The following is a 22,686-nucleotide window of genomic DNA, read 5'->3' on the forward strand; positions in this document are numbered from 1 at the left end:
GCTGGTCACGGCGGGAAGATGCCCGGCGGCAGGACGGGTTGTTCCGGCTGCTGCGGCGGCCGGTCGCCCGGCGGCTGCGGCGGTGGTTGCTGCGGCGGGCCGGGCGGTGGCTTCTCCGGCGACGGCGGCGGCACGTACCCGGTGCTCACCGAGATCGTCACGACCTCGCCCGGCAGCGCGAAGCCGCGGGGCGTCTGGCTGGTCACCGTGCCCTGCTTGCGCGTGCTGCTCACCGAGCGCTCCTGGACCTGGTAGCCCGCCTTCTGCAGCGTCTCCGAAGCCCGCTTGCGGTCCATGCCGACGACGTTGGGCACCTGGAACTCGTCGCCGCCGTTCTCGTACCGGCCGGTCGTCGGCGGCAGCGGCAGCACGGGCAGGCCCTCGTGGATGACCTTCATCGCGTCGAAGAACGTCCGCGCCGGCACCTTGCCGCCGTAGATGTTCCCGCCGTTGACCCCGCACAACCGCGGCGGATCGGAGTCGCAGATGCCCTGCGGCGAGGTTCCGTCGCTGAAGGTCAGCACCGCGCCCGCGAACTGCGGGGTGGCACCCAGGAATCCGGCCGACTGGTGGGCCTCGGTGGTGCCGGTCTTGGCGGCCAGCGGGCGGGTCCACCCGGCCCCGTTGGCCGCCGCGTAGGCGGTGCCGCCCGGCTGGTCGTCGCGGCTCATCCCGACGGCCATCGCGTTCGCCAGGCCCTCGTCCACCGCTTGCTCGCACGGGTCCTCGGTGATCGACATCGGGTTGCCGTTGCGGTCCAGGATCTGCTCGATCGGCGTCGGCGGGCACCACACGCCGCCGCTCATGATCGTGGCGGCGACGTTGCTGAGCTCCAGCGGACTGGTCGGCGCGTAGCCGAGGGTGAAGGCGCCGATGTTGCGCTGCTTGACCTGGTCGGCCTGGGACAGCCCGTTGGCCCCGCCGGGCGCCAGCGGATCGCCGCCCGCGGTGTGGCTGAGCAGCGTCTCGCGCATCCCGAGCCGCGCCGCTATGTCCACCGTCTGCGCGAGCCCGACGCGTTCCTGCAGCGCCACGAAACCGGTGTTCGGCGAGGTCGCCAGCGCCATCTGCAGGGTGCGCGGGCCGGGCCGCACGCCTTCGGCGTTGCCGACGGTGTAGGGCGCGGTGCCGTTCTTGTACACCGACGATGTGTAGGAGCCCGGGGCCTGGATGGTGTTGTAGATGCCCATCCCCTTCTCCAGCGCCGCCGCCGAGGTGAACACCTTGTAGATCGAGCCCGCGCCGAACTTGATCACGCCGCTGGGCAGCGCGTACGCGGTCTGGCCCTTGGCGGCGTCGAGCCCGAAGTCGCGGTTGGCGACCAGCGCGCGGACCCGGTGCTTGTCCTTGCCGGGCTCCACCACGCTCATCACGTTGGCGACGCCCTTGGTCGTCTTCGGCACGCCGCGCTCGGCGGCGGCCTTCGCCGCGTCGGTGGCGCGCGAGTCGAGGGTGGTGCGGATGGTGTAGCCGCCGCGCTTGAGCTGCTCCTCGGTGAACCCGGCGCGCTCCAGGTAGTCGATCACGTACTTGCAGAAGAAGCCGTCCGACGGCCCGGCGCCGACGCACCCGTTGGGCGGGCTGCGCAGCGGTTGCACGAGGCCGAGCGGCGAGTTGCGGGCCTCCTCCGCGGCCTGCGGCGTGATCCGGCGCTGGTCCTCCATCGCCCTGATCACCAGGTTGCGGCGGTTGAGCGCTTCGCCGGGGTTGTTCTCCGGGTTCAGCGCGCTCGGGCTGTTGACCATGCCTGCCAGCAGCGCGGCCTGCGCGATGGTCAGCTTGTCGGGCGTGGTGTCGAAGTAGGTGCGCGAGGCGGAGGCGATCCCGTACGCCTGGTTCCCGTAGGGCACCACGTTGAGGTACCGGGTGAGCACGTCCTCCTTGCTGAGCTGCTTCTCCAGCTGCAGCGCGATCCGGATCTCGCGGAGCTTCCGCGCCGGGGTCTGCTCGATGGCCTTGGCCTGCTTGACCGGGTCGCCGCCGGCGACCACGTGGACCATGTAGTTCTTCACGTACTGCTGGGTCAGCGTCGAGCCGCCCTGGGCGATCGCGCCGGACATCTGGTTGGTCACCGCGGCGCGGAGGGTGCCCGCCCAGTCGACGCCGTGGTGGTCGAAGAACCGCCGGTCCTCGATCGCCACGATCGCCGCCTTCATGGTGTCGGCGATCTGGTCCGGCTGGGCCGGGGACCGGTTCTGGTCGAAGAGGTACGCGATGGGCAACCCATCCCGATCTGTGACGGTCGTCACAAGGGGCGGTTCCTTGGTCATGAGGTCGGCGGAGATGCTGTTGACCGCGTCGCTGGCGCGGTTGGAGACCACTCCGAGTGACCCTGCCGCCGGGAACAGCAGGCCGGCCACCAGGACCCCGGCCAGCACACACAGACCGAACAACTTCAACAAGCCGTCTCGGACACGCACTTCGCCAGAGTAAATCGGGGTTGCTTCGTGACGGAGTGTCACGGCGTAGATCCGCCCGATGTGATGAGTAAGAAAGATAACGGAGCGACAACCGTTGGTTGGTTGTGGAACCAGCGGGCTCTACAGTCCGTCTACGTCCAGCGACAGCACTGTTGTGGTTGAAGCAGTTCTGAGCACAACATCCGGTGCCGGGGGGCTCCGGACGAAAACGGTCGCCGACGATCCAGTGAGGAGCTGGGGGAACTCTATGTTCGAGCAGGGGGACTGGCGGGTAAACGCCGCATGCCGTGACCAGAATCCGGACCAATTGTTCGTCCGGGGCGCCGAGCAGCGCAAGGCGCGAATGGTCTGCTTCGGCTGCCCGGTCCGTACCGAGTGCCTCAGCGAGGCGCTAGACAACAAGATCGAATTCGGTGTGTGGGGCGGAATGACGGAGCGGGAGCGGCGTGCGTTGTTGCGGCGCCGGCCCGACGTCCGGAACTGGCGGGAATTGCTGGAAGCCGCCCGGCAGGATTACGCCGATTTCACCGAGTACCAAGTGAGCTAGTCCGTTCGAGGTCGGTTCGGCCAATTCGCCACGGCGGATTGGCCGAACCGACTTCTGCTATTCACCGGCCAGTCGCCGGCCGATCTCCCGGAGTCCGGCCAGGTCGTGCACGTCCGACGGCAGCGCCGGGACGCCGATCAGCGACACCTCCGGATGGGCCCGGGTGAACCGGGCGAGCATCCGCTTCTCCCGCTCGGCCACCGCGACGCGGTCGGCGTGCACCCGCAGCACCGCCGCGGCCAGCGGCGCCGAGCCGGCCTGCTCCACCTCTTCGGCCGCGGTGGTCGCCCGGGGGCCGGCGAGCCCGGCGAGCACCGGGTGGGTTCGGTTGGCGACCAGGCCGGCCAGCGGCATCCCCTCCCCGGCCAGCCGCTCCACGAAGTAGGCGGCCTCCCGCAGCGCGTCCGGTTCCGGCGCGGCGACCACCAGGAACGCGGTGCCGGGGGAGCGCAGCAGCCGGTAGGTCTGGTCGGCGCGTTCCCGGAACCCGCCGAAGGTCGAGTCGAAGGCCTGCACGAACGCGGCGGCGTCGGCCAGCAGCTGCCCGCCGATCACGGTCGACACGGCCTTCGCGAACAGCCCGAACCCCGCGCCGACGATCTTGCGCAGGCCCTTGCCGCCGACCCGCGCCGGGCTGGACAGCATCTTGATCAGGCGCCCGTCGAGCACGGTGGACAGCCGCTGCGGCGCGTCCAGGAAGTCCAGCGCCGACCGGCTCGGCGGGGTGTCCACCACGATGAGGTCCCAGGTGCCGGTGGCGGAGAGCTGGCCGAGCTTCTCCATCGCCATGTACTCCTGCGTGCCGGAGAACGACGTGGAGATCGTTTGGTAGAAGGGGTTGTTCAGGATCTGCTCGGCGCGTTCCCGGCCGGCGTGCGCGAGCACCATGTCGTCGAAGGTGCGGCGCATGTCCAGCATCATCGCGTTGAGGTCGCCGGCCGGTTCGAAGTCCTCCAGCACCACCTGCTTGGGCTGGTTGCTGAGTTCCCGCAGGCCGAGCGCCTGGGCCAGCCGCTTGGCGGGGTCGATGGTGAGCACCACGGTCTTGCGGCCGCGCTCGGCGGCGCGCACCGCGAGGGCCGCCGCCGTGGTCGTCTTGCCCACGCCGCCGGACCCGCAGCAGACGACGATGTTCGTGTTCGGGTCGTCCAGCAACGCGTCGACGTCGATCTGCGCGGGCCGCAGCGGTTCGCTCATCGTGGGCTCCGGATGCCGTGTTCGTTGAGTATCTCGGCGAGTTCGTAGAGCTCGGCGACGTCGATCCCGGTGAGGTCGGGCAGCGAGACGGTCGGCAGGTCGGCGTCGGCGAGCTGCGCGCGGGCGGCGTCCTCGGTCTGCGTCCGGATGGCGTGCTCGACCGTCTCGTGCACCAGCCCGTCCAGCGTCTCGTCGTCGACCTTGAGCCCGGCGGCGGCCAGCCCGGCGCGCACCCGCTCCGCGTCCACCCGGCCGCTCGCGGCCGCGGCGACCGAGCGAGCCGGCAGCCGGTTGGGCCGGACGCGGTTGCACACCACGCCGCCCGGCCGCAGGTCGGCGGTGTCGAGTTCGGCCACCGCCTCCAGGGTTTCCCGCACCGGCAGCTCCTCCAGCAGCGTCACCAGGTGCACGACGGTGTCGCTGGAGTGCAGCAGGCGCACCACGCCGTCGCTGTGGTCGCGGATCGGCCCGGCCTTGGCGAGGTCGGCCATCGCGCGGGTGACGTCGAGGAACTTGACCACCCGGCCGGTCGGCGGCGCGTCGACCACGACCGCGTCGTAGACGTAGCGGCCGCGCTCGTCGGTCCGGCCGACGCATTCCTTGATCTTCCCGGTGAACAGCACGTCGCGCAGGCCCGGCGCGAGCGTGGTGGCGAACTCGATCGCGCCCATCTTGCGCAGCGTGCGGCCGGCGAAACCCAGGTTGTAGAACATCGACAGGTACTCCAGCAGCGCCGCCTCGGCGTCGATGGCCAGCGCGCGGAGCTCGCCGCCGCCGGGCGCCGCGGCGATCCACTCCTCGGCGTAGGGCAGCGGCGCGGTGTCGAAGAGCTGGGCGATGCCCTGCCTGCCCTCCACCTCGATCAGCAGCACCTTGTGACCGCCGGTGGCCAGGGCGAGGGCCAACGCGGCGGCGACGGTCGTCTTGCCGGTGCCGCCTTTACCGCTGACGACGTGCAGTCGGGCGTGATTCAGTTCCCCGTCCCAGTCGGTCACACGATCAGCGTAAGTGCCGCGTTCCCCGGATGTCTGCCGACCGCGAACTCCCGCCACGCCGCGGGATCGGCGCCGATCAGCGCAGGGCGTGCTCGGCCAGGTCGCGGACGCCCGCGCGCAGCCGCTCCCAGCTGTAGTCCGCCTCCCGCAGGGCGAGGTTGAGGTCCGCGTCGACCGCTGCCAGCAGCGCGTGCGCGAGGTACCCCGGATCCGCTGCGGCGCCGCAGTGGAGGGTCAGGTGCCGGTGCCAGAACCGGTAGGAACCGATGCGGTACCGGGCGCCCGGCGCGGCGGTTTCCGAGAGCCGGACCAGTTCCAGGTGTTCGGCCAGGTAGTCGACGTAGGCGTCGAGGAAGGCCAGCACGCGTTCCGCGTCGGCAGCCCCGGGTCCGAGCGGCGGCGGTCCGGTGAGCACCGCGTCCTGGAGCGCTCGTTCCCGCTCGTCGAGCAGCGCGGCCACCAGCCCGGACTTGTCACCGAAGCGGCGGAAGACCGTGCCCTTGCCGACTCCCGCGGCCTGCGCGACCGCGTCCATCGTCACTCCGTCCACGCCGTGCTCGGCGAACAGGCCGGCGGCGGCGGACAGCACGCGCTGCCGGTTGCGGGCGGCGTCGGCGCGCTCCCGCGGTGGCCGGCTCGCGATCTGGTGCAGCTCGTCGGTCGCATCGTTCACGGCGGCAATCGTACTCGACAACCGGACCGTGGTCCGGTAACTTCGGCACGGTAAACGGACCACGGTCCGGATAAATCCGAGGAGGTTGTCATGACCGAGCTGATCAGCAGGGACGAGCTCAAGCGGCGGATCGACGCCGGGGAGGTGACCGTCGTCGATGCGCTCGGCGGGTCCTACTACGAGCAGCAGCACCTGCCCGGAGCCATCGCGCTGACCGAGGACCACGTCGAGGAGAAGGCGGGCGAGCTGCTGCCGGACAAGGACGCCGCCATCGTCGTCTACTGCTCGAACCCCGCCTGCGGCAACAGCCAGGCCGTCGCCACGAGGTTGGAGCGGCTCGGCTACACCGGCGTCCGCAAGTACCGCGAAGGCATCCAGGACTGGGTCGAGGCGGGCTTGCCAGTCAAGACCGGAGCGTGAGCGCGGCGGCGCGGAGGGCGGGCGGCCGGTCTCCTAAGCTGCACGCATGCAGAAGTGGGAGTACGCGACGGTTCCGCTGTTGATCCACGCGACCAAGCAGATCCTCGACCAGTGGGGCGAGGACGGCTGGGAGCTGGTCTCCGTCCTGCCCGGCCCGACGGGCGAGCAGATGGTGGCCTACCTGAAGCGGCCGAAGGGGGCCTGACATGGGGCGCTGGACGGATCGCCTCGCGGAGCTGGGCATTCCGCTGCCGGAGGTGGTGCCGCCGGTCGCGGCCTACGTGCCCGCGGTGCGCACCGGCTCGCTGGTCTACACGGCGGGCCAGGTTCCGATGGTCGCCGGCAAGCCCGCCGGGATCGGCAAGGTCGGCGCGGAGATCAGCGCCGAGGAGGCCAAGCAGCACGCCGCGATCTGCGCGCTCAACGCGCTCGCCGCGGTGGACGCGCTGGTCGGCCTGGACTCGGTGGTGCGGATCGTCAAGGTCGTCGGGTTCGTGGCCTCGGCCGAAGGCTTCACCGGGCAGCCCGGGGTGGTCAACGGCGCGTCGGAACTGCTCGGCGAGATCTTCGGCGAGGCCGGGCAGCACGCCCGCTCGGCGGTGGGCGTCGCCGAGCTGCCGCTCGGCGTCCCGGTCGAGGTGGAGCTGATCGTCGAGGTCGAATAGGCGGAGCGCGGCCAGACGGCCGCTCGCCACGTCATTTGCGCGGCGTTGCCCGATTTCGGGTGACGCCGCGTTTCGTACGCGTCACGGCGGGTCGTCGGCGAATATCGCCGGCCACGATTTCGGCGGCTCGGACGCGCGGCGCCGCCTTCGACCAGTACGCTGCGATCATCTCCTGTTCGGGTTCGTCAGATCTGGCGTAACCCGAATAGGGGTAGATCGATTCCAGTGTGTCGCGAAAAGACCGTTCAAGGGCTTGATTGATCCGGTTATCGCGGCCAAAGTTCACCTGGACGGGTGTAGCTGGTCGGGGGGCGGCGAGCGACACCCGCGTCGATGGAGTACGAGCCTTGGGAGGGGCCGACGTGGCGGTGCGCGAAACCGATCTGCTGTGCCACGAACTACTTCTCCGGCTCGCCGGCCGACTGCCCGACCGCCACCTGTGGCGCTTCCGCGACTGGCTGGCCGGGGACGCCGCCGACGTGGTCGCGCGGATGCTGCCGGGCACGCTCGTCCGGGAGCGCATCGCGCTCGACGACGCCGAACACCAGCTGCTGGCCAACGCGCTGGCCCCGCTGGGCGCCGACCCCGCGATGGTCAACGCCGTCCTCCCGGTCGACCCGGCCGAAGCCCCGCACTACACCTTCAGCGGCGAACGGCCGGCGGACAGCGTCGGCGACTCCGCGGTGCTGGTGCTCGGCGCCACGCTGCGCGGCCGCCCCGGCGTCCGCGAGGTGCGCAGCAGCTGGCGGCGCACCGACGGGGGCGCGACGAAGCTGGTCGTGCTGGTGACCGCGTCCGCCGACGTCGTCGGCCTGACCGGGGAGATCCAGCGCGTTCTGCGGGCGCTCGGCGAACCCGAACCCTGCGTCGAGGTGCTCCCGCCCGACCTGGAACCCGCCGCGTACCACCACGCCGCGCTCGCCGAGTCGGCGCTGGTGTGCACGGGGGCCGAAGAATTCGCCGGCCGCCGCGGTTGAGCGGCCGACATCCTGAAGGAGGCGTGCGTGGTGGACGTGGCTGAGGGGGCCGGGCCGGTGGACCGGCTGCACAACCTCTTGCTGGCCATGACGGGCCGGGTGGACGACGACGGGATCAACTCGGCCCGCGAACTGCTCGGCATCGGCCAGCCAGGCGCCGCGGCCGAATACCTCACCGGCTGCCTGCTGGCGGGCCGCATCCCGGTGACCTCCAGCGAGCAGTACCACCTGCGGCGGGTCCTCGACGAGACCCGCTCGACGCACGTCCTCGCGGACCGGGTGAACGTGGTCGACTCGGTGCCGGCCGACGAGCACCGGTTCGGCGAACCGGCCGAGGACGACGGAGACCTGGTGGCGGCGCTCGCGGCGGTCGCGGCACGGCTCCAGGGCGTGCGCGGGCTGTGGTGCACCGCGCGGACGACGCCGGCCGGCGCCAGCTATGGCGCGGTGCCCCGGCGCATCCTGCTCGCCGAGGTCAGCCCGGAGGGCTCCACCACGGCGGTGGCCTACCAGCTGATCGAAGCCCTGCGCCGGGCCGGCATCAACTGCTCCGTCGACGTCTTCGACAGCGGCGCTGAACTGCCCGAATACCACCGGGAAGCCCTCGCGGCCGCGCACCGCGTCCGACTCGACGCGCCGCCCGCGCCGCCGGTGGAACGCCCGGCCCGGGAGGAACGACCGGTCGAGCGCCCTGCGGAGCAGCAGCGCGCGGCGGAGCCGCAGCGGCGTGCGATGGAGGAGCGGCCGGCGGAGCCGGAGCGCTCGATCCCGCAGCCGGCGAGCCAGCCGGAGCACGAGACGGCGCTGGCGCAGGCCGCCGAGGCCGTTCAGGCCGCCGAGGCGCAAGCCGAGGCGAACGCCATGCGGGTGCCGCCGGCGGTCGACGCGAAGCTGACCGACCGGGAGCGCAACCTGCTGCGCAAGCTGCACGAGGAGCTCGCGCAGCGAGAGCAGGACCGCTCCGGCGGGTCGCGGCGGCAGAACGGGGCGAACAACGGCGAGGAGGGCTGGACGTCCACCATGCCGGGCGGCACCGGTGGTTTCCCGCCGATCGGCGCGGCCCCGGCCGGCAACCAGGCCTACACGCCCCAGCAGCAGCGCTCCTAGCCAACCGCCAGGAGCGCCGTTTCATCTGGTAGCGGGGCCGTGAGTCTTTTGGGCTGCTATGGCAACCAACAGACTCACGGCCCCGCACCTGCAGAAACGGCGGCTACACCGCCGCCAGGACGTCGGCGATGATCTGCTGCAGGTGCAGGCCCCGGCGGACGTCGCAGGGGTGCTCCGTGCGCTCCTCCCGGATCATCGCGAGGAGGTCGTCGAGCATCCGGGCGTAGCACTCGCGCGCGGCGGTGCGGCGGCCGAGCAGCGGCGCCTGGCCGTGCTCGCCGTACACCGCGAAGTCGACCATCGCCGGCTGCACCGGCATCCGCAGCGACAGGGTCAACGTGCTGGTCAGGTCGCCGTAGTGGCCGAACACGAGCTGCCAGAGGCCGTCGCTGCTGCGGTGTGCGAAGTGCACCTGCTCGATCTCGCCGAGCGCCGCGTCGAGCAGGTCGATCGCGTGCGGCCCCGCGTCGATCAGCGCGCCGTCCTGCTGCTGGCGCCACTCCGACGCGGCGTAGTCGCCCGCCAGCAGCCCGCCCGCGAGCCACCGTCCCGTGCCGCCCTGCACACCGTCGAGCCCGCGCACGCCGGCCAGCCACTCCTGCACTTCCGGCGCGAACCGGCGGGTGAGCATCAGCAGCGCGGCCACCCCGGCCTCGTCCACCGCCTCGACGATCTCGCGGGCACCGGCCGGATCCACGGCCAGCGGCTTCTCCAGCACCAGGTGCTTGCCCGCGCGAGCCGCCCGAGGCGCGAGCTCGGCCTGTACCGCGGGCGGAACCGCGAAGGCCACCGCATCGACCGATTCGAGCAGCTCGTCGAAGCCGTCGAAGACGGCCGCGTCGTACGGCTCGGCGAAGGTCTTGGCCGCGTCCGGTCGTCGCGCCCACACCGCCGCCAACCGCGTTCCGGGGTGCGCGGACAAGCCGGGTCCGTGCGCCCGGTGCGCCCAGGGACCCGCTCCGACCACGCCGACTCGCAGTGCTTCGTCCATGCCGCAATGGTGCCGTTGATCCATCGCGGTTACTGCAGTTGGGGGTCCGAACGCCACGGTCGGGTGGCCGGGGCGCTGCGCTCTCCGTGCGAAAAATCAATTCTGGAATCACTTTCTAGTGGTTTTCCGGCATAGGGTGGCCCGCATGGTGCAACCGCCCGAAGATCGCGTCCTGCCAACGGGATTCGTGCCCGATGAGCTCCCCGCGCAGCCGGCCGTGCCCAAGGATGCGGCCACCGTGATGCTGCTCCGGGAGGGTTCGGCGGGCCCGGAGGTGTTCCTGCAGCGCAGGGTGAAGGGCATGGCCTTCGCAGGCGGCATGACGGTCTTCCCCGGCGGCGGCGTCGACCAGCGCGACGCGGACGCGTCGGTGGCGTGGAGCGGACCGGACGCGGACTGGTGGGCCGAGCGGTTCGGCTGCACTCAGGAGGTGGCCCGCGCCCTGGTGTGCGCGGCCGTGCGCGAGACGTTCGAGGAATCCGGCGTGCTGCTGGCCGGGCCGGACCCGGCGACGGTGGTCGGCGACACGAGCCACTACGCCGGGGCCCGCGCCGCGCTGGTCTCCCGCGAGATGTCGCTGGCGAAGTTCCTCGCCGACGAAGGGCTGGTGCTGCGCGCCGATCTGCTGCGCCCGTGGGCGAACTGGGTGACGCCCGAGCGCGAGCCGCGCCGCTACGACACGCGGTTCTTCCTCGCCGCGATGCCCGCCGGGCAGCGGGCCGACGCGGTCACCTCGGAGGCGTCCGAGGCGTACTGGTCCACCCCGCAGCAGGCGCTGGCTGACTTCGAGGCGGGCCGTTGCCACCTGCTCCCGCCGACCCGCGTCACGCTCGGCGAGCTCGCCGAGTGCGGCAGCCTGCCCGCGGCGCTGGCCGCGGAGCGCACCCTCGTCAAGGTCATGCCGAAGCTGGTGCGCCGCAACGACCGGTGGCACGCGGTGCTGCCGGGCGAACCCGGATTCGAGGAGGCGAAGTGATGGAGCACCCGGCTTACGGAACGCTGCGCCAGGTCACCCCGTACGCATCGGTGCTGCTCGCGCACAACCCGTCGCCGATGACCCTGGAAGGCACCAACACGTGGGTGGTGCGCGATCCGGGCGCGGGCGACTGCGTGGTGATCGACCCTGGCCCGGACGACGCCGAACACCTGCGCCGGGTCGCCGACCAGGGCCCGGTGTCGCTGGTGCTGCTCACGCACCACCACGGCGACCACACCGACGGCGTCGAGCAGTTCGTCGAGCTCACCGGGGCACCGGTGCGCGCGCTCGACCCGGCGCTGTGCCGGGGCGCGGCGGCGTTCCGCGACGGCGAGGTCATCAAGGCCGGCGGCGTGGAGCTCCGGGTGGTCGCCACGGCGGGCCACACGGCCGACTCGGTGTGCTTCATCGCCGACCACGACGAACCGGCCGTGTTCACCGGCGACAGCATCCTGGGCCGGGGCACGACGGTCGTGGCGCAGCCCGACGGCCACCTCGGCTCCTACCTCGCGTCGCTGCGCCTGCTCGCCGAGCTGCCGCCGGGCCTGCGGGTGCTGCCCGGCCACGGCCCGGAGCTGCCCGACGCCCAGGCGATCGCGACGGCCTACCTGAAGCACCGCGAACAGCGCCTCGACCAGATCCGCGCGGCCGTCCGCGACCACGGGCCGGAGGTCACGCCCCGCCAGGTGGTGGAGGTCGTCTACGCGGACGTCGACCGCTCGGTCTGGGACGCGGCGGAGTGGACGGTCCAAGCCCAACTCGCCTACCTGCGAGAACAGGGTGAGCTCCGGGGCTGACCGTCAGGTCCGCTTGGGCATCAGCACGTAGTGCAGTTCGGCGCCGGACGGGTCCGGCTCCGCCCCGGTGATCACCGTCGAACGGCGGTTGCCCGCGCGAAGGCCGATGCGGACGGTCTGCGCGCCGAACGCCTGCAGCGCATCCGAGAGATATCGGGGCTGGTAGGCGGTGGTGATGCGGTCGCCGCTGGTGGTGGCCTTGACCGCCTCCTCGGCGTCGCCGAACTGCTGGTCGGCCGCGCGCACGCGCACCTCGGCGTCGCCGACCTCCAGCAGCAGCGTGCCCTGCGCCCCGGCGAACGGCGTCACCCGGCGCACGGCCCCGGCGAGCTCGGCGGCCGCGACGTCGACGGTGCCGTCGAAGGCGTCGGCGAGGTGGCGCGCCTCGCTCGGGAACGGCGCGTCCAGCACGGTGCTGCTGACTTCGGTCGTCGGCCAGCTCATGCCGACCCGGTCCGCGTCGGCGTGCAGCACGACCTCGGCGTCGTCGGCCTGCTTGGTGATCTCGGCGAGCAGGTTCGCCGGGATCAGCACGTCGAGCTCGGCCACCTCGGATTCCCACGGCACGCTCGCCACCGCCATCCGGAACCGGTCGGTCCCGACGAACACCAGCCGCTCACCGAGCTGCTTGACGTGCACGCCGGTGAACACGGGGAGCGCATCGTCGCGCGACGCGGTGGACGCCGCGACAGCGGCCAGCGGCAGGACGTCGGCGTCGAGCACGCCGACGCGCGGCGGGGCCTCGCGGATGCCGGGGTGGGACGGCAGGTCGAGCAGGGGGAGCGCGAAGCGCGCGTTCGGCGTGCGCAGCGCGAGCTTGCGGCCCTCGACGACGAGCCGCACTTCAGGGCTGTCGATGTTGCGCAGCGTCTCGGCGAAGGGACGGCCGGGTACGAGCACACGGCCTTCGGCGTGCGTCCGCGCCCCGCGGCTCAACCGCATGCTGCGTTCCCGGTCGGTGCCCGCGAGCACGAAGCCGTGTGCGGTGGCTTCGAGCACGATGCCGCTGAGCACCGGGTCGAGCACCCGGCCACGCAGCAGACGAACGAGATCGTTGGCGGCGTGCGCAAGCGTGCGGGTCGCCGAGGTGACGTCGAGGTCCATGCGCGCAAGCTAGCCACCAGCACCGACAGCTCAAGACGCACGACGTTTCCGCAGGTGATAGCTCGTGAGTGTCCTCGCGAGAAAACACCTGAGAACCCGCAGCGGTGCAAGCTCCGCAGGTGGGCTAAGCGGCTGCGCCGCTTCAAAGACAAACCCCGCGCCCACCAAAACACTCACGAGCCCTGACCAGGCAGAACGGTTACTTGGCGGCGAGGGAGAGGTCGGCGCGGGACGTGGCGGGGACCAGGGTGCCGCGGCGCAGCCAGAGGACCGCGGCGAAGACGACGCCGACCGCGCTCGCGGTCAGGAACGAGGCCGCCGGGCCGCTGATCTCGACCAGCTGCCCGCTGACCGACTGGCCGATCGCCGCGCCCAGCGTCACCGAGGTGACCACCCAGCCGAAGGCCTCGGTGGCGGTGCCCGCGGGCGCCGCGATCTCGATCGCCACCGAATGCGCGGTGGACTGCGGTGTGATCAGGCTGCCGGCCACCAGCAGCGCCAGGCACAGCCCCCACAGCGTCGACGGCACGGCCAGCAGCGTGAGCAGCGCGGCGAAGCCGAACAGCAGCGCCGGCAGCCGCAGGTGCATCGGCCGAGGCCAGGGCCGCAGTCCGTAGGCGACGCCGACGATCACCGAGCTCACCGAAAGCAGGCTCAGCAGCAGGCCGCCGGCCGTCGGGTGCCCCGCTTCCACCGCGGCCGCGGGCACCCCGACCTCGATGAAGCCGATCAGCATGCCGAAGCCCAGCGCGGCCAGCGCCACGGTCCTCATCCCCGGGCTGGCGATCGCCCCGAGCAGGCTCCCGCCGCCGCTAGGCGCGGGCTCCGGGCGGTGGCTGCGCGCGGCGCGGGTGGAGGCGAAGCCGACGCTGCCGATGACCATGCACGTGGCACCGACGACGACCCCGGTCCCCGGCCACGGCATCGCGACCATGAGTCCGGCCAGGCCCGGGCCGAGGATGAAGAAGACCTCCATGCTGATCGCCTCGTACGAGTAGGCCGCGTCCCGCGCCGGGCCGGGCGGCAGCAGCCGCCCCCACAGCGCCCGCGACGCCGGGCCCACCATCGGCTCGCTGATCCCGACCAGGAACGCCAGCGCGGCCATCAGCGCCACCGGGGCGTGCAGCTCGATGGCCACCACCTCGATGCCGACCAGCGCCGCGAACACGCCGGACATCACGTACAGCGGGATGGTCGGTCCCACCCGGTCCATCACCCGGCCCTGCGCGACCGAGCCGCAGGCGACGCCGATCAGCGCGCCCGCCGACACCAGTCCGGCCGCCGCGAACGACCCGGTCTGGCGCTGCACGTAGAGCATCAGGGCGAGGCCGACCATCGCGATCGGCAGGCGGCCGAGCAGCGAGGTGATGACGGGCCCGCGGGCGCCGGGGGCGGTCAGGGCGGTGCGGTAATCGGTGAGGGACATGGATTGGGACACGCGAACCAGTATTCCAATTGTGGTACGACAGTACCAACTCGGTTTCGGGTAATCCGCCTCACGCGCGCCGGAAAAGGACCTTCTACCCGGTTCGTTCGGCGCCGAAACAGGGCACACTCATAAAAGAGCGGCTACGCAATCCGGGTGAACTCTGCAACCGGGCTGAGGGTGGCTGCGTCCTGGAAGGTGAGAGGGGTTGCTGGTGGCACCGGCCGTCCAGCATCTTCGACAAGAGAGCTTTCCTCTGGTGCCAAGGATTCGGGGCCGACGCATCGGAGGATCGGGGGAGCGTGGTTGGTCGTCGGGGGACGAACCACGCACATGTGAAGGGGCTGGAGCGCCGCGTCGGGGGCGGCGCCCAGCCCCTTCACATGCGTCAAGAGCAGGCGCGGGCGTCAGACGCCGCCTCCTCCTCCGCCGCCTCCGTCGCCACCACCGCTGAAGCCGCCGCCGCTGTCGCCGCCGAAGCCGCTCCCGCTGTCACTGCTCCCGCTGTCGCCGCTGCCGTAATCGCTGCTCGAGTCGATGTAGGTCGCGGAGGTCGCGGTCGCGCCGGAAGAACGACGACGCCCGTCGTGCTCGGACGTGGAGGCGATGATCGCCGCCATGACCAGTCCGCCGCCCGCGACCACGGCGACCAGGACCAATGCTTGGATTAAGGCCGGTTCCATCTGTTCGATCCCCTCAGCTCGGTCCGGTCCTCTGTCCGAGGTTGGACGCGCGCCGCCAGCTCAGGGTTGCGACCCGGACACGAAAGGTGAAGGAATCTCAGTCGCCCCCGCCCCCGCCGCCGGAGTCGCCACCCCCATCGGAGTCACTGCCGCCGCCGGAGTCCCAGCCGCCACCCGAGTCGTGCCCCCAACCCGAGTCGCCGTGGTGGTGCCAGGTGGTGCCGGAATCGACGGCGCCGCTGCTGCCCGTCGAGCTGAGCCGCCGCCGCGCGGCGTAGTTGCGGTTGCGCTGCATGCGCGCGCGGCGCCGCGAAGGCCGGCGTTTGATCTGGTCCCAGATGATCGTGATCCCGAGGAGCAGCAGCATCGCCGCCCCGACGTAGCCGATCCAGTGCATGTCGCCCCCCACCCTGTCGGTCAACCGATCAAGGCTTACACGGGGCAGGTGTCCGGCGGGTTGTCTTTCGGACACGAAAAAAACGCGCGTCGACTGAGGAGCCCGGGAACGAACCCCGGACCCGTCGGCCGACGCGCGTCAGTTCGCGGCGTCGCTGGTGTCAGCGGGCGCGGCGGGCCAACCGCTCCGGGTCGAGGATGAGCACGCTCTTGCCCTCGAGTCGCAGCCAACCACGGTGCGCGAAGTCAGCCAGCGCCTTGTTCACGGTCTCCCGCGATGCGCCGACGTACTGCGCGATCTCTTCCTGCGTCAGGTCGTGGGTGACCCGCAGCAGGCCGGCCTCCTGGCTGCCGAACCGCTGTGCGAGCTGCAGCAGCGCCTTGGCGACCCGGCCCGGCACGTCGGTGAAGATGAGGTCGGCCAGCATGCCGTTGGTCCGGCGCAGCCTGCGAGCGACCACGCGCAGCAGCTGCTCGGCGATCTCCGGGCGAGTGGCGATCCACTGCCGGAGCGCCGTCCGGTCCATGCTCAGCGCGCGGACCTCGGTGACCGTGGTCGCCGTGGAGGTGCGCGGCCCCGGATCGAAGATGGACAGCTCGCCGAACATGTCCGACGGGCCCATGATCGCCAGCAGGTTCTCCCTGCCGTCCGGCGACTTGCGTCCGAGCTTCACCTTGCCGGACTGAATGATGTAGAGCCGGTCTCCCGGCTCGCCCTCGGCGAAGATCACGTGTCCTCGCGGGAACTCGACCGGTTCCAGCGACTGGGCCAGTGCCTCTGCCGCGGCCGGCTCAACGCCCTGGAAGATGCCGGCCCGGGCCAGTGTCTCGTCCACCTCGTCCCTCCATGTTGAGACGCGGCGGCTGTCTGTGGTGCCGGACCCGCGAGTGCGAATCTAGCGGTGTGCCGCCGATCACTACCAGTAAATTCTAAGACTGGTCGCGGGAACGGCGAGTACGCAGCCTACCGGCGCGTCCCACCCTGCGAAGCTGGAACAACTCCAGCGCGCGTCCAATACCTTGCCGGAACAGCGCCCGCACCTCGTCGGGGCGAGCGTTCTCCAGCAGCTCCTCCACCTCGTTCTCCTGCACCGCCACGTGCCGCAGGCGAGCCTCCACACGCTCCATGAAGAGGGTGAAGAACATGATCACGAGCGGCACGACGATGACGAACCAGGCAGCCATCATGATTTGAATCCTCGCTCATACCTTCGGGGCGGGTGCAACCGGGGTCGGGTTCCCGGCGAGCGTGACGATCCGACCACCTTTGGTGACGGTCGGTGCCCATGGTCCGGTGGGGTGCCCGGACCGTGTCGCAGCGCAGCCTATCCGGACGCGCAAGGCCCTCTGCGTCCGACACGCCCTGGCGGCGGGAGCCGCACCGGTGCGGCCGGTTGGCCGAGGGGATCGGATCCGTAGTCTGGTGGGGTGTCAGACCTGGCTCGGAACAAGCGCAAGAGTGCCGCCGCCGGCTCGGGCGGTGAGACCCGGCTGGGGCTGGTCCGGCGGGCCCGCCGGATGCTCAGGGCGCTGGCCGAGGCGTACCCGGACGCGCACTGCGAGCTGGACTTCGAGACGCCCCTGGAACTGGCGGTCGCCACGATCCTGTCCGCCCAGTGCACCGACAAGCGGGTCAACGAGGTCACCCCGGCCCTGTTCCGGCGGTACCCGACGGCCGCCGCCTACGCGGGGGCCGACCGCACCGAGCTGGAGGAGATGATCCGCTCCACCGGCTTCTACCGGAACAAGGCCGCGTCGCTGATGGGCCTGGGCGCGGCGCTGGTGGAGAAGTACGACGGCGAGGTGCCGCGGAAGCTGGACCAGCTGGTCAAGCTGCCGGGCATCGGCCGGAAGACGGCCAACGTGATCCTCGGCAACGCCTTCGACGTCCCGGGCATCACGGTGGACACCCACTTCGGGCGGCTGGTCCGGCGCTGGGGCTGGACCGCGGAGGAGGACCCGGTCAAGGTCGAGCACGCCATCGGCGAGCTGATCCCGCGCAAGGAGTGGACGATGCTCTCGCACCGGGTGATCTTCCACGGCCGCCGCGTCTGCCACGCCCGCAAGCCCGCCTGCGGCGCCTGCCTGCTGGCCAAGGACTGCCCGTCGTACGGGCTGGGCCCGACCGAACCCGCCCCGGCGGCGAAGCTGGTCCGCGGCCCGGAGACGCCGCGGCTGCTGGCGCTGGCCGGGGTCGTCGACGAGGTCCCGGAGAGCACCGTCGAACAGGCCACGGCGAAGGAGCCGGTGGCGTGAACCTGCGCGCCTACGGCAACGAAATCCGCTGGACGATCGTGGTGCTCGTGCTTGCCGTGGTCGGCGTGATCGCGCTCTGGCCGCGCGACGCCGACCAGCAGCAGGAGCAGACCGCCGCGCCCGCTCCGCCGCCGGCAGCCCGCGCCATCGACCCCGCGCAGCGAGCGGCGGCGGCGCTCCAGCCCTGCCCGGCGGCCGAAGGCGGCCCGGTGGAGCTGGCCGGGATCACCGGCAGCTGCCTGGCCGACGGGCGGCCCGCCGACGCGGGCTCCGCGGTCGCCGGTGGACCGACGCTGATCAACCTCTGGGCGACCTGGTGCGCGCCATGCCGCACCGAGCTGCCCGCGCTGCAGGCCTACGCCGAGCAGCCGGGCGCGATCCGGGTGCTGGGCGTCCAAGTGCAGAGCGATCCGGCGGACGGTCTTGACCTTCTGACCCGGCTGGGCGTTCACTTCCCCAACGTGCATGACGGGGACAACCGCATCAGGGCCGCGCTGAAGGCGCCGAACGTGCTGCCGATCAGCTACGTGGTGACCGCCTCCGGCGAGGTGCGCCGCATCGATCCGCCGGTCGCGTTCAAGAGCCCGGACGAGATCCGGGCCGCCGTCGACCGGACCTTGGGAAGTGCCCGGTGAACCCGCGGCGAACGGGCCCGCTGGTCGACCCGGCGGAGCTGCCCGACTGGCTGCGCGGCCTGGTCGAGCGGTCCGCCGACCTCGATCCGGGGCACTTCGGCTGGCCGCGCGAGAACCCGCCGGCGGAGGCCCGCCCGGCGGCGGTGCTGGTGCTCTTCGGTGAGGGCGCCGACGGGCCGGACGTGTTGCTGCTGCGCCGCGCCGATGGGCTGAGCTCGCACCCCGGCCAGGTTGCTTTCCCGGGTGGCTCGCTCGACGATGTCGATCGTGGGCCGGTCGATGCCGCGCTGCGGGAAGCCGTCGAGGAGGTGGGGTTGCGGCCGGAGGGCGTGCGCCCGGTGGCGACGCTGCCGGAACTGCACGTGGCGCACAGCGGCTTCCGGGTGACCCCGGTGCTGGCGCACTGGGCCGAGCCGTCCCCGGTCTCACCGGTGGACTTCGGCGAGACGGCGGCGGTGGCCCGGGTGCCGATCTCCTGGCTCACCGATCCGGCGAACCGGCTGCGCGTGGAGCTGACCGGTCGGCACGCGAGCCCGGCGTTCCTGGTGCCCGGGATGCTGGTGTGGGGTTTCACCGGCGGCCTGCTGTCGGGGCTGCTGGACCTGGCCGGCTGGTCGCGTCGCTGGAACCGCGCCGACGTGCGAGAACTCGACGAGGCGTGGCGGGCCGCAGAAGAGGCCGAGGACATCGGCTTCGGGCGTTCGTGAACGGTTTGAGAACCTGTTCTCGTCTTCCAGCACGCGCGGGACCGCTTCGAGGACGGGTTGTGGGACCGTGGTGCGCCGCCGATCGTCGGCGAGATTGAGGTGAGCGGGTGAACTGGGTCGACCTGCTGGTGGTGCTGCTGGCGCTGCTCGCCGCGGTGTCGGGGGCCCGCAGCGGCCTGGTCACCGCGCTGTTCTCGTTCCTGGGCGTGTTCATCGGCGCGGTGGTGGGTCTCAAGGTTGCGCCGCTGATCCTGGACCGCCTGGACAGTCCGGTCGCCCGCCTCGCCTTCGGCGTCGGGATCGTGGTGCTGCTGGTCGCCTTCGGCGAGACCTTCGGCATGTGGGCCGGCCGCGAACTGCGGGACCGGATCACCTCCCCGAAGCTGACCGGCGTGGACAACGCGCTCGGCGCGGTCCTGCAGTTCGTCGCGGTGCTCGTGGTGGCGTGGCTGATCGCGCTGCCGTTCACGTCGGCGTCGGCGCTGCCCGGCCTCGCGGCCGCGATAAGCCGGTCGAAGGTGCTGACCGCGGTGAACTCGGTGATGCCCGCCTCGGCCAAGGCGCTGCCGGACGACCTGCGCGAAATGCTCGGGGTGTCCGGTTTCCCGCAGGCGCTGGAACCCTTCTCGGAGACTCCGGTCGCGGAGATCGCGCCGCCGGACATGGCGCTGGCCAACAGCCAGGCGGTGCGCAACGCGCGGACCAGCGTGGTGAAGGTCCGGGGCCGGGCCACGTCCTGCGCGCGGGCGCTGGAGGGCACCGGCTTCGTGATCTCGCCGCACCGGGTGATGACGAACGCGCACGTGGTCGCGGGTACCGACCGGGTGGCGATCGAGATCGGTCGCGGCGAGTTCGACGCGAAGGTCGTGCTCTACAAGCCGGACGTGGACGTCGCGATCCTGGCGGTGCCGGACCTGGACGCGGACGCGATGGCCTTCGTGCCGGGACCGGCCAGCCCGGGCAACGACGTGATCGCCCTGGGCTACCCGCTGGACGGGCCCTACACGGCGTCGGCGGGCCGCATCCGGGAGCAGATCAGGCTGCGCGGCCCGGACATCTACGACGCGAACACCGTGGTCCGCGACGTGTACACGGTGCGCGGCCGGGTGCAGAGCGGGAACTCCGGCGGGCCGCTGATCGACCCGTCCGGCAAGGTCGTGGGCGTGGTCTTCGGAGCGGCGGTGGACGACCCGGAAACGGGCTTCGCGCTCACGGCGAAGGAAGTGGCGGACGAGGTCGCGGCGGCCCCGAACCTGAGCGCGGAGGTCGACACCGGCCCCTGCACCAGCTGACCCGCGCGAGCGGGAGGTCTTGCAGGCACCGGGCCGTGAGTGCTTCGGAGGCGCTGAAGAGGCCGCGCCGCGAAGCGAGCTGGACGCCGTTTTCGCGCGAAACCGGCGCCCGCCACGCCTGGCCAACGCCGTTTTCGCGCGAAAACGGCGCCTCGCGCCGCGTGCCAGGGCGACGCAGGAAGACTCGCGTACCGCGTTCCCGACCAGCTCGACAGCGGATCAACGGGCTCGTGGCCCGGTGATCGGCGGGAGCGTCAGGACGCGGCCGGGGTTTCCTCGGTGGGCTGGCGCTTGGTGATCTTCGTCGTGTCCTTGAGCGTTTCGATGGTGCGCTTCGGCGCCCGGATCTTGCGGACCCGCATGTAGCCGAGCAGCGCCAGCAGGCCCGCGACCAGCAGCATCACCAGGAACACGATGCCGAAGGCCGCCCAGCGCCACAGGCCGAGCTGGGCCAGCCCCTCGGCCAGCGTGAAGAACAGGAAGAACAGGCTGAAGCCGAGCACGGTCAGCGCGAGGACGAAGTAGACGCTGCCCTTGACGGCCTTCTTCATCTCGCCGGCGAGCTCGGTCTTGGCCAGCTCGACCTCGGACCTGACCAATGTGGACAGGTGCGTCGTGGCATCGCGTACCAACGCGCCGATGGACTGCCCGTCAGGAGCAGTGCCCTCTTCGGACAGCGGGATGGACGTGACCGCGGTCCACCCCGCACCGTCACGGCTGCCGTTGGTGCTCTTCTGGGCGCTGTTCACGTGCCCCATCGTGCCACGCGCGATCAGCGCGCCACCGGGCGACTCGCGGTGCGTTACCCGCGAGTGACCCGCGGCGAGGTGATCCGCAGTTTCAATTGAAACTGCGGTCTCCCGGGGCGCGGAGGTCAGACGTCGTCGGTGCCGTTGCCGTTCTTGAGCTTGCGGCCGCGTCGCAGCAGCATCGCCGCTGCCAGCAGCGATGCGAAGGCAGAGGCGATCAGCACCGCGGCCTTGGCCCGTTCGGCCGCCTCACCCGCCAGCGACAGGTCGGCGATCAGCAGGCTGACCGTGAAGCCGACGCCGCCGAGCATCGCCAGCGCCGCCATGTCGCGCCACTGCACCGATTCCGGCTTCGCGCCGATGCCCAGCTTGACCGCGAGGAACGAGCTGCCGAAGATGCCGATCAGCTTGCCGACCACCAGGCCGACGATGATCGCGATCGCGACCCGGTCCTCGCCGATTGCCGCCAGCGCCTCGCCGTCCACGGGCACGCCCGCGGCGAAGAAGGCGAACACCGGCACGATCAGCCCGGCAGACCAGGGCTGCAGCCGGTGCTCCAGGCGCATCGCCGGCGAAGCCGGCTCGTGCGGGTCGCGCCGGACGCGGGTGAGCAGCCCGAGCGCCACGCCGGCGATCGTCGCGTGGATGCCGCTGGTGTGCACCGCGATCCAGGTGGCCACGGCCAGCGGCACGTAGATCCACGCCGTGGTGACCCGCTTGCGCTGCAGGTACCAGTAGACGACGCAGAGCACGACCGCCGCGAGCAGCGCGAGCACGCTGAGCCCGTCGGTGAACAGCACGGCGATCACGATGATCGCGCCGAGGTCGTCGACTACGGCGAGGCTGAGCAGGAACACCCGCGCCGCGGTGGGCATCCAGGAGCCGGTCAGCGACAGCACGCCCAGGGCGAAGGCGATGTCGGTCGCGACCGGGATCGCCCACGCGGCATGCGCGCCAGGCGCGCCGTGGCCGATCGCGAAGGCGAGCACCGCGGGCACGATCATGCCGCCGATCGCGGCGATCACGGGCAGCAGCGCGCTCTTGACGTTGGAGAGCTCGCCGACCACGAGCTCGCGCTTGAGCTCGAGCCCGGCGACGAAGAAGAAGATCGCGAGCAGGCCGTCCTTGGCCCAGTCGCCGACGGGCAGGCTCAGGTGCAGGGCTTGCGGCCCGATCTCGAAGTCGCGGACCGCGTGGTAGATCCCGGCCGCGGGGGAGTTCGCCAGCAGCAGCGCGAGGGCGGTCGCAGCCAGCAGGACCAGGCCGCCGACGGTTTCGGTCCGCAGGTAGGAGCCGAAGTCGAACGTCCGGGCTGACTTGTCCGGCCGGGACTGGTTGCTGGCGGCTTTCGACACTGGCGGCTCCGATCGTGGATAGCACGAGCTACGACGCCGACCAGTCTTCCCGGCACACCTTTACCGGAATCCTAACATCCGTGGCGCGCGTGATTGTCGGCGCAACCAAGATCGGGAAGGTGTTTTCCCAGGTCAAAGCGCCGTGTGTGAATCGGAGAGGTCGCGAACGCAACAGGGGCGCCCTCCGTGCGGGAGGGCGCCCCCGGCGCGTCGGACGTGCCGGTCAGTCGTCGCTGGACTTGTTCAGGCCTTTGGAGATCAGTGACATGACGGACGAGTCGGCGAGTGTGGTGACGTCGCCGACCTCGCGGTTCTCCG

Annotated in this window: 26 protein-coding genes; 12 read left to right on the forward strand and 14 right to left on the reverse strand. The window is 71.6% G+C overall.

The annotated features are described in order from the left end of the window. Positions 1-5 precede the first annotated feature (5 nt). Complete coding sequence (locus AC07EQ_RS33555) at positions 6-2,420, reverse strand: penicillin-binding protein (RefSeq protein WP_478391845.1); 2,415 nt, start codon at positions 2,418-2,420, stop codon at positions 6-8. Positions 2,421-2,667: 247 nt separating this feature from the next. Here AC07EQ_RS33555 and AC07EQ_RS33560 point away from each other — a divergent pair, with 247 nt between their 5' ends. After that, a complete protein-coding gene (locus AC07EQ_RS33560) occupies positions 2,668-2,967 on the forward strand; it encodes a WhiB family transcriptional regulator (protein ID WP_010307833.1) in 300 nt (99 codons plus the stop codon). A gap of 57 nt (positions 2,968-3,024) precedes the next feature. Here AC07EQ_RS33560 and bagB read toward each other — a convergent pair whose 3' ends face one another. From bagB to AC07EQ_RS33575, 3 genes are all read right to left on the reverse strand, one after another. Continuing rightward, positions 3,025-4,164, reverse strand: a complete 1,140-nt coding sequence (bagB, locus tag AC07EQ_RS33565; RefSeq protein WP_478391846.1) for an ATPase BagB — start codon at positions 4,162-4,164, stop codon at positions 3,025-3,027. Next, the gene (gene bagA / locus AC07EQ_RS33570) at positions 4,161-5,159 is read right to left on the reverse strand and encodes an ATPase BagA (protein ID WP_478391847.1); all 999 of its coding nucleotides are present in this window, start codon (positions 5,157-5,159) and stop codon (positions 4,161-4,163) included. The genes bagB and bagA overlap by 4 nt, the downstream gene beginning before the upstream one ends. Before the next feature lie 76 nt (positions 5,160-5,235). Next, entirely contained in the window at positions 5,236-5,832 is a 597-nt protein-coding gene (locus AC07EQ_RS33575; protein WP_478391848.1) for a TetR/AcrR family transcriptional regulator, read from the reverse strand. 90 nt (positions 5,833-5,922) lie between these two features. Here AC07EQ_RS33575 and AC07EQ_RS33580 point away from each other — a divergent pair, with 90 nt between their 5' ends. From AC07EQ_RS33580 to AC07EQ_RS33590, 3 genes are read left to right on the forward strand one after another with little or no spacing between them, the layout of a single operon-like run. Continuing rightward, complete coding sequence (locus tag AC07EQ_RS33580) at positions 5,923-6,252, forward strand: rhodanese-like domain-containing protein (RefSeq protein WP_358567463.1); 330 nt, start codon at positions 5,923-5,925, stop codon at positions 6,250-6,252. A gap of 46 nt (positions 6,253-6,298) precedes the next feature. Continuing rightward, positions 6,299-6,457 carry a Sp36 family protein gene (locus AC07EQ_RS33585; protein WP_093267385.1) on the forward strand — a complete coding sequence of 53 codons (159 nt, stop codon included), beginning with the start codon at positions 6,299-6,301 and terminating at the stop codon, positions 6,455-6,457. A gap of 1 nt (position 6,458) precedes the next feature. After that, positions 6,459-6,917 (forward strand): RidA family protein, encoded by a 459-nt coding sequence (locus AC07EQ_RS33590; protein ID WP_397530115.1) that lies wholly within the window; start codon positions 6,459-6,461, stop codon positions 6,915-6,917. A 31-nt stretch (positions 6,918-6,948) separates the two neighbouring features. On the opposite strand, the gene AC07EQ_RS33595 is transcribed toward AC07EQ_RS33590, so the two are convergent. Next, positions 6,949-7,203, reverse strand: coding sequence for a hypothetical protein (locus AC07EQ_RS33595; protein WP_478391849.1), 255 nt, complete (start codon positions 7,201-7,203; stop codon positions 6,949-6,951). Positions 7,204-7,279: 76 nt separating this feature from the next. On the opposite strand from AC07EQ_RS33595, the gene AC07EQ_RS33600 reads away from it, so the two are divergent. Together AC07EQ_RS33600 and AC07EQ_RS33605 are read left to right on the forward strand one after the other, a co-directional pair. Next, complete coding sequence (locus AC07EQ_RS33600) at positions 7,280-7,894, forward strand: hypothetical protein (RefSeq protein ID WP_478391850.1); 615 nt, start codon at positions 7,280-7,282, stop codon at positions 7,892-7,894. Positions 7,895-7,921: 27 nt separating this feature from the next. Beyond that, a complete protein-coding gene (locus AC07EQ_RS33605; protein ID WP_478391851.1) occupies positions 7,922-9,001 on the forward strand; it encodes a hypothetical protein in 1,080 nt (359 codons plus the stop codon). 103 nt (positions 9,002-9,104) lie between these two features. On the opposite strand, the gene AC07EQ_RS33610 is transcribed toward AC07EQ_RS33605, so the two are convergent. Then, complete coding sequence (locus tag AC07EQ_RS33610) at positions 9,105-9,992, reverse strand: Gfo/Idh/MocA family protein (RefSeq protein ID WP_478391852.1); 888 nt, start codon at positions 9,990-9,992, stop codon at positions 9,105-9,107. A gap of 145 nt (positions 9,993-10,137) precedes the next feature. Here AC07EQ_RS33610 and AC07EQ_RS33615 point away from each other — a divergent pair, with 145 nt between their 5' ends. Then, positions 10,138-10,968 carry an NUDIX hydrolase gene (locus tag AC07EQ_RS33615; RefSeq protein ID WP_478391853.1) on the forward strand — a complete coding sequence of 277 codons (831 nt, stop codon included), beginning with the start codon at positions 10,138-10,140 and terminating at the stop codon, positions 10,966-10,968. Then, a complete protein-coding gene (locus AC07EQ_RS33620; protein WP_478391854.1) occupies positions 10,968-11,765 on the forward strand; it encodes an MBL fold metallo-hydrolase in 798 nt (265 codons plus the stop codon). Before AC07EQ_RS33615 ends, AC07EQ_RS33620 begins: the two co-directional genes overlap by 1 nt. Before the next feature lie 3 nt (positions 11,766-11,768). On the opposite strand, the gene dnaN is transcribed toward AC07EQ_RS33620, so the two are convergent. The 6 genes from dnaN to AC07EQ_RS33650 form a co-directional block, all read right to left on the reverse strand. Beyond that, complete coding sequence (dnaN, locus tag AC07EQ_RS33625; RefSeq protein ID WP_478391855.1) at positions 11,769-12,869, reverse strand: DNA polymerase III subunit beta; 1,101 nt, start codon at positions 12,867-12,869, stop codon at positions 11,769-11,771. A gap of 199 nt (positions 12,870-13,068) precedes the next feature. After that, positions 13,069-14,307 carry an MFS transporter gene (locus AC07EQ_RS33630; RefSeq protein WP_478391856.1) on the reverse strand — a complete coding sequence of 413 codons (1,239 nt, stop codon included), beginning with the start codon at positions 14,305-14,307 and terminating at the stop codon, positions 13,069-13,071. Positions 14,308-14,702: 395 nt separating this feature from the next. Further along, entirely contained in the window at positions 14,703-14,978 is a 276-nt protein-coding gene (locus AC07EQ_RS33635) for a hypothetical protein (RefSeq protein ID WP_478391857.1), read from the reverse strand. 97 nt (positions 14,979-15,075) lie between these two features. Further along, positions 15,076-15,399, reverse strand: a complete 324-nt coding sequence (locus AC07EQ_RS33640; protein WP_478391858.1) for a hypothetical protein — start codon at positions 15,397-15,399, stop codon at positions 15,076-15,078. A gap of 136 nt (positions 15,400-15,535) precedes the next feature. After that, complete coding sequence (locus AC07EQ_RS33645) at positions 15,536-16,210, reverse strand: Crp/Fnr family transcriptional regulator (protein ID WP_093267402.1); 675 nt, start codon at positions 16,208-16,210, stop codon at positions 15,536-15,538. Positions 16,211-16,304: 94 nt separating this feature from the next. Next, a complete protein-coding gene (locus AC07EQ_RS33650; protein ID WP_029535541.1) occupies positions 16,305-16,559 on the reverse strand; it encodes a hypothetical protein in 255 nt (84 codons plus the stop codon). Between the two features lie 243 nt (positions 16,560-16,802). Here AC07EQ_RS33650 and nth point away from each other — a divergent pair, with 243 nt between their 5' ends. The 4 genes from nth (at position 16,803) to AC07EQ_RS33670 (ending at position 20,264) form a co-directional block, all read left to right on the forward strand. After that, positions 16,803-17,630 (forward strand): endonuclease III, encoded by an 828-nt coding sequence (nth, locus tag AC07EQ_RS33655; protein WP_478391859.1) that lies wholly within the window; start codon positions 16,803-16,805, stop codon positions 17,628-17,630. Then, on the forward strand, positions 17,627-18,265 hold the full coding sequence (locus AC07EQ_RS33660; RefSeq protein ID WP_478391860.1) for a TlpA family protein disulfide reductase: 639 nt from the start codon (positions 17,627-17,629) through the stop codon (positions 18,263-18,265). The genes nth and AC07EQ_RS33660 overlap by 4 nt, the downstream gene beginning before the upstream one ends. Beyond that, on the forward strand, positions 18,262-18,972 hold the full coding sequence (locus AC07EQ_RS33665) for an NUDIX hydrolase (RefSeq protein WP_478391861.1): 711 nt from the start codon (positions 18,262-18,264) through the stop codon (positions 18,970-18,972). The genes AC07EQ_RS33660 and AC07EQ_RS33665 overlap by 4 nt, the downstream gene beginning before the upstream one ends. A 107-nt stretch (positions 18,973-19,079) precedes the next feature. After that, positions 19,080-20,264, forward strand: a complete 1,185-nt coding sequence (locus tag AC07EQ_RS33670) for a MarP family serine protease (RefSeq protein WP_132491830.1) — start codon at positions 19,080-19,082, stop codon at positions 20,262-20,264. A 254-nt stretch (positions 20,265-20,518) separates the two neighbouring features. On the opposite strand, the gene AC07EQ_RS33675 is transcribed toward AC07EQ_RS33670, so the two are convergent. Next, positions 20,519-21,022, reverse strand: a complete 504-nt coding sequence (locus AC07EQ_RS33675; protein WP_478391862.1) for a phage holin family protein — start codon at positions 21,020-21,022, stop codon at positions 20,519-20,521. Positions 21,023-21,138: 116 nt separating this feature from the next. After that, positions 21,139-22,368, reverse strand: coding sequence for a Na+/H+ antiporter NhaA (nhaA, locus tag AC07EQ_RS33680; RefSeq protein WP_478391863.1), 1,230 nt, complete (start codon positions 22,366-22,368; stop codon positions 21,139-21,141). Between the last annotated feature and the right edge of the window lie 318 nt (positions 22,369-22,686).

This window comes from Saccharopolyspora sp. NPDC045839 (assembly GCF_056431645.1).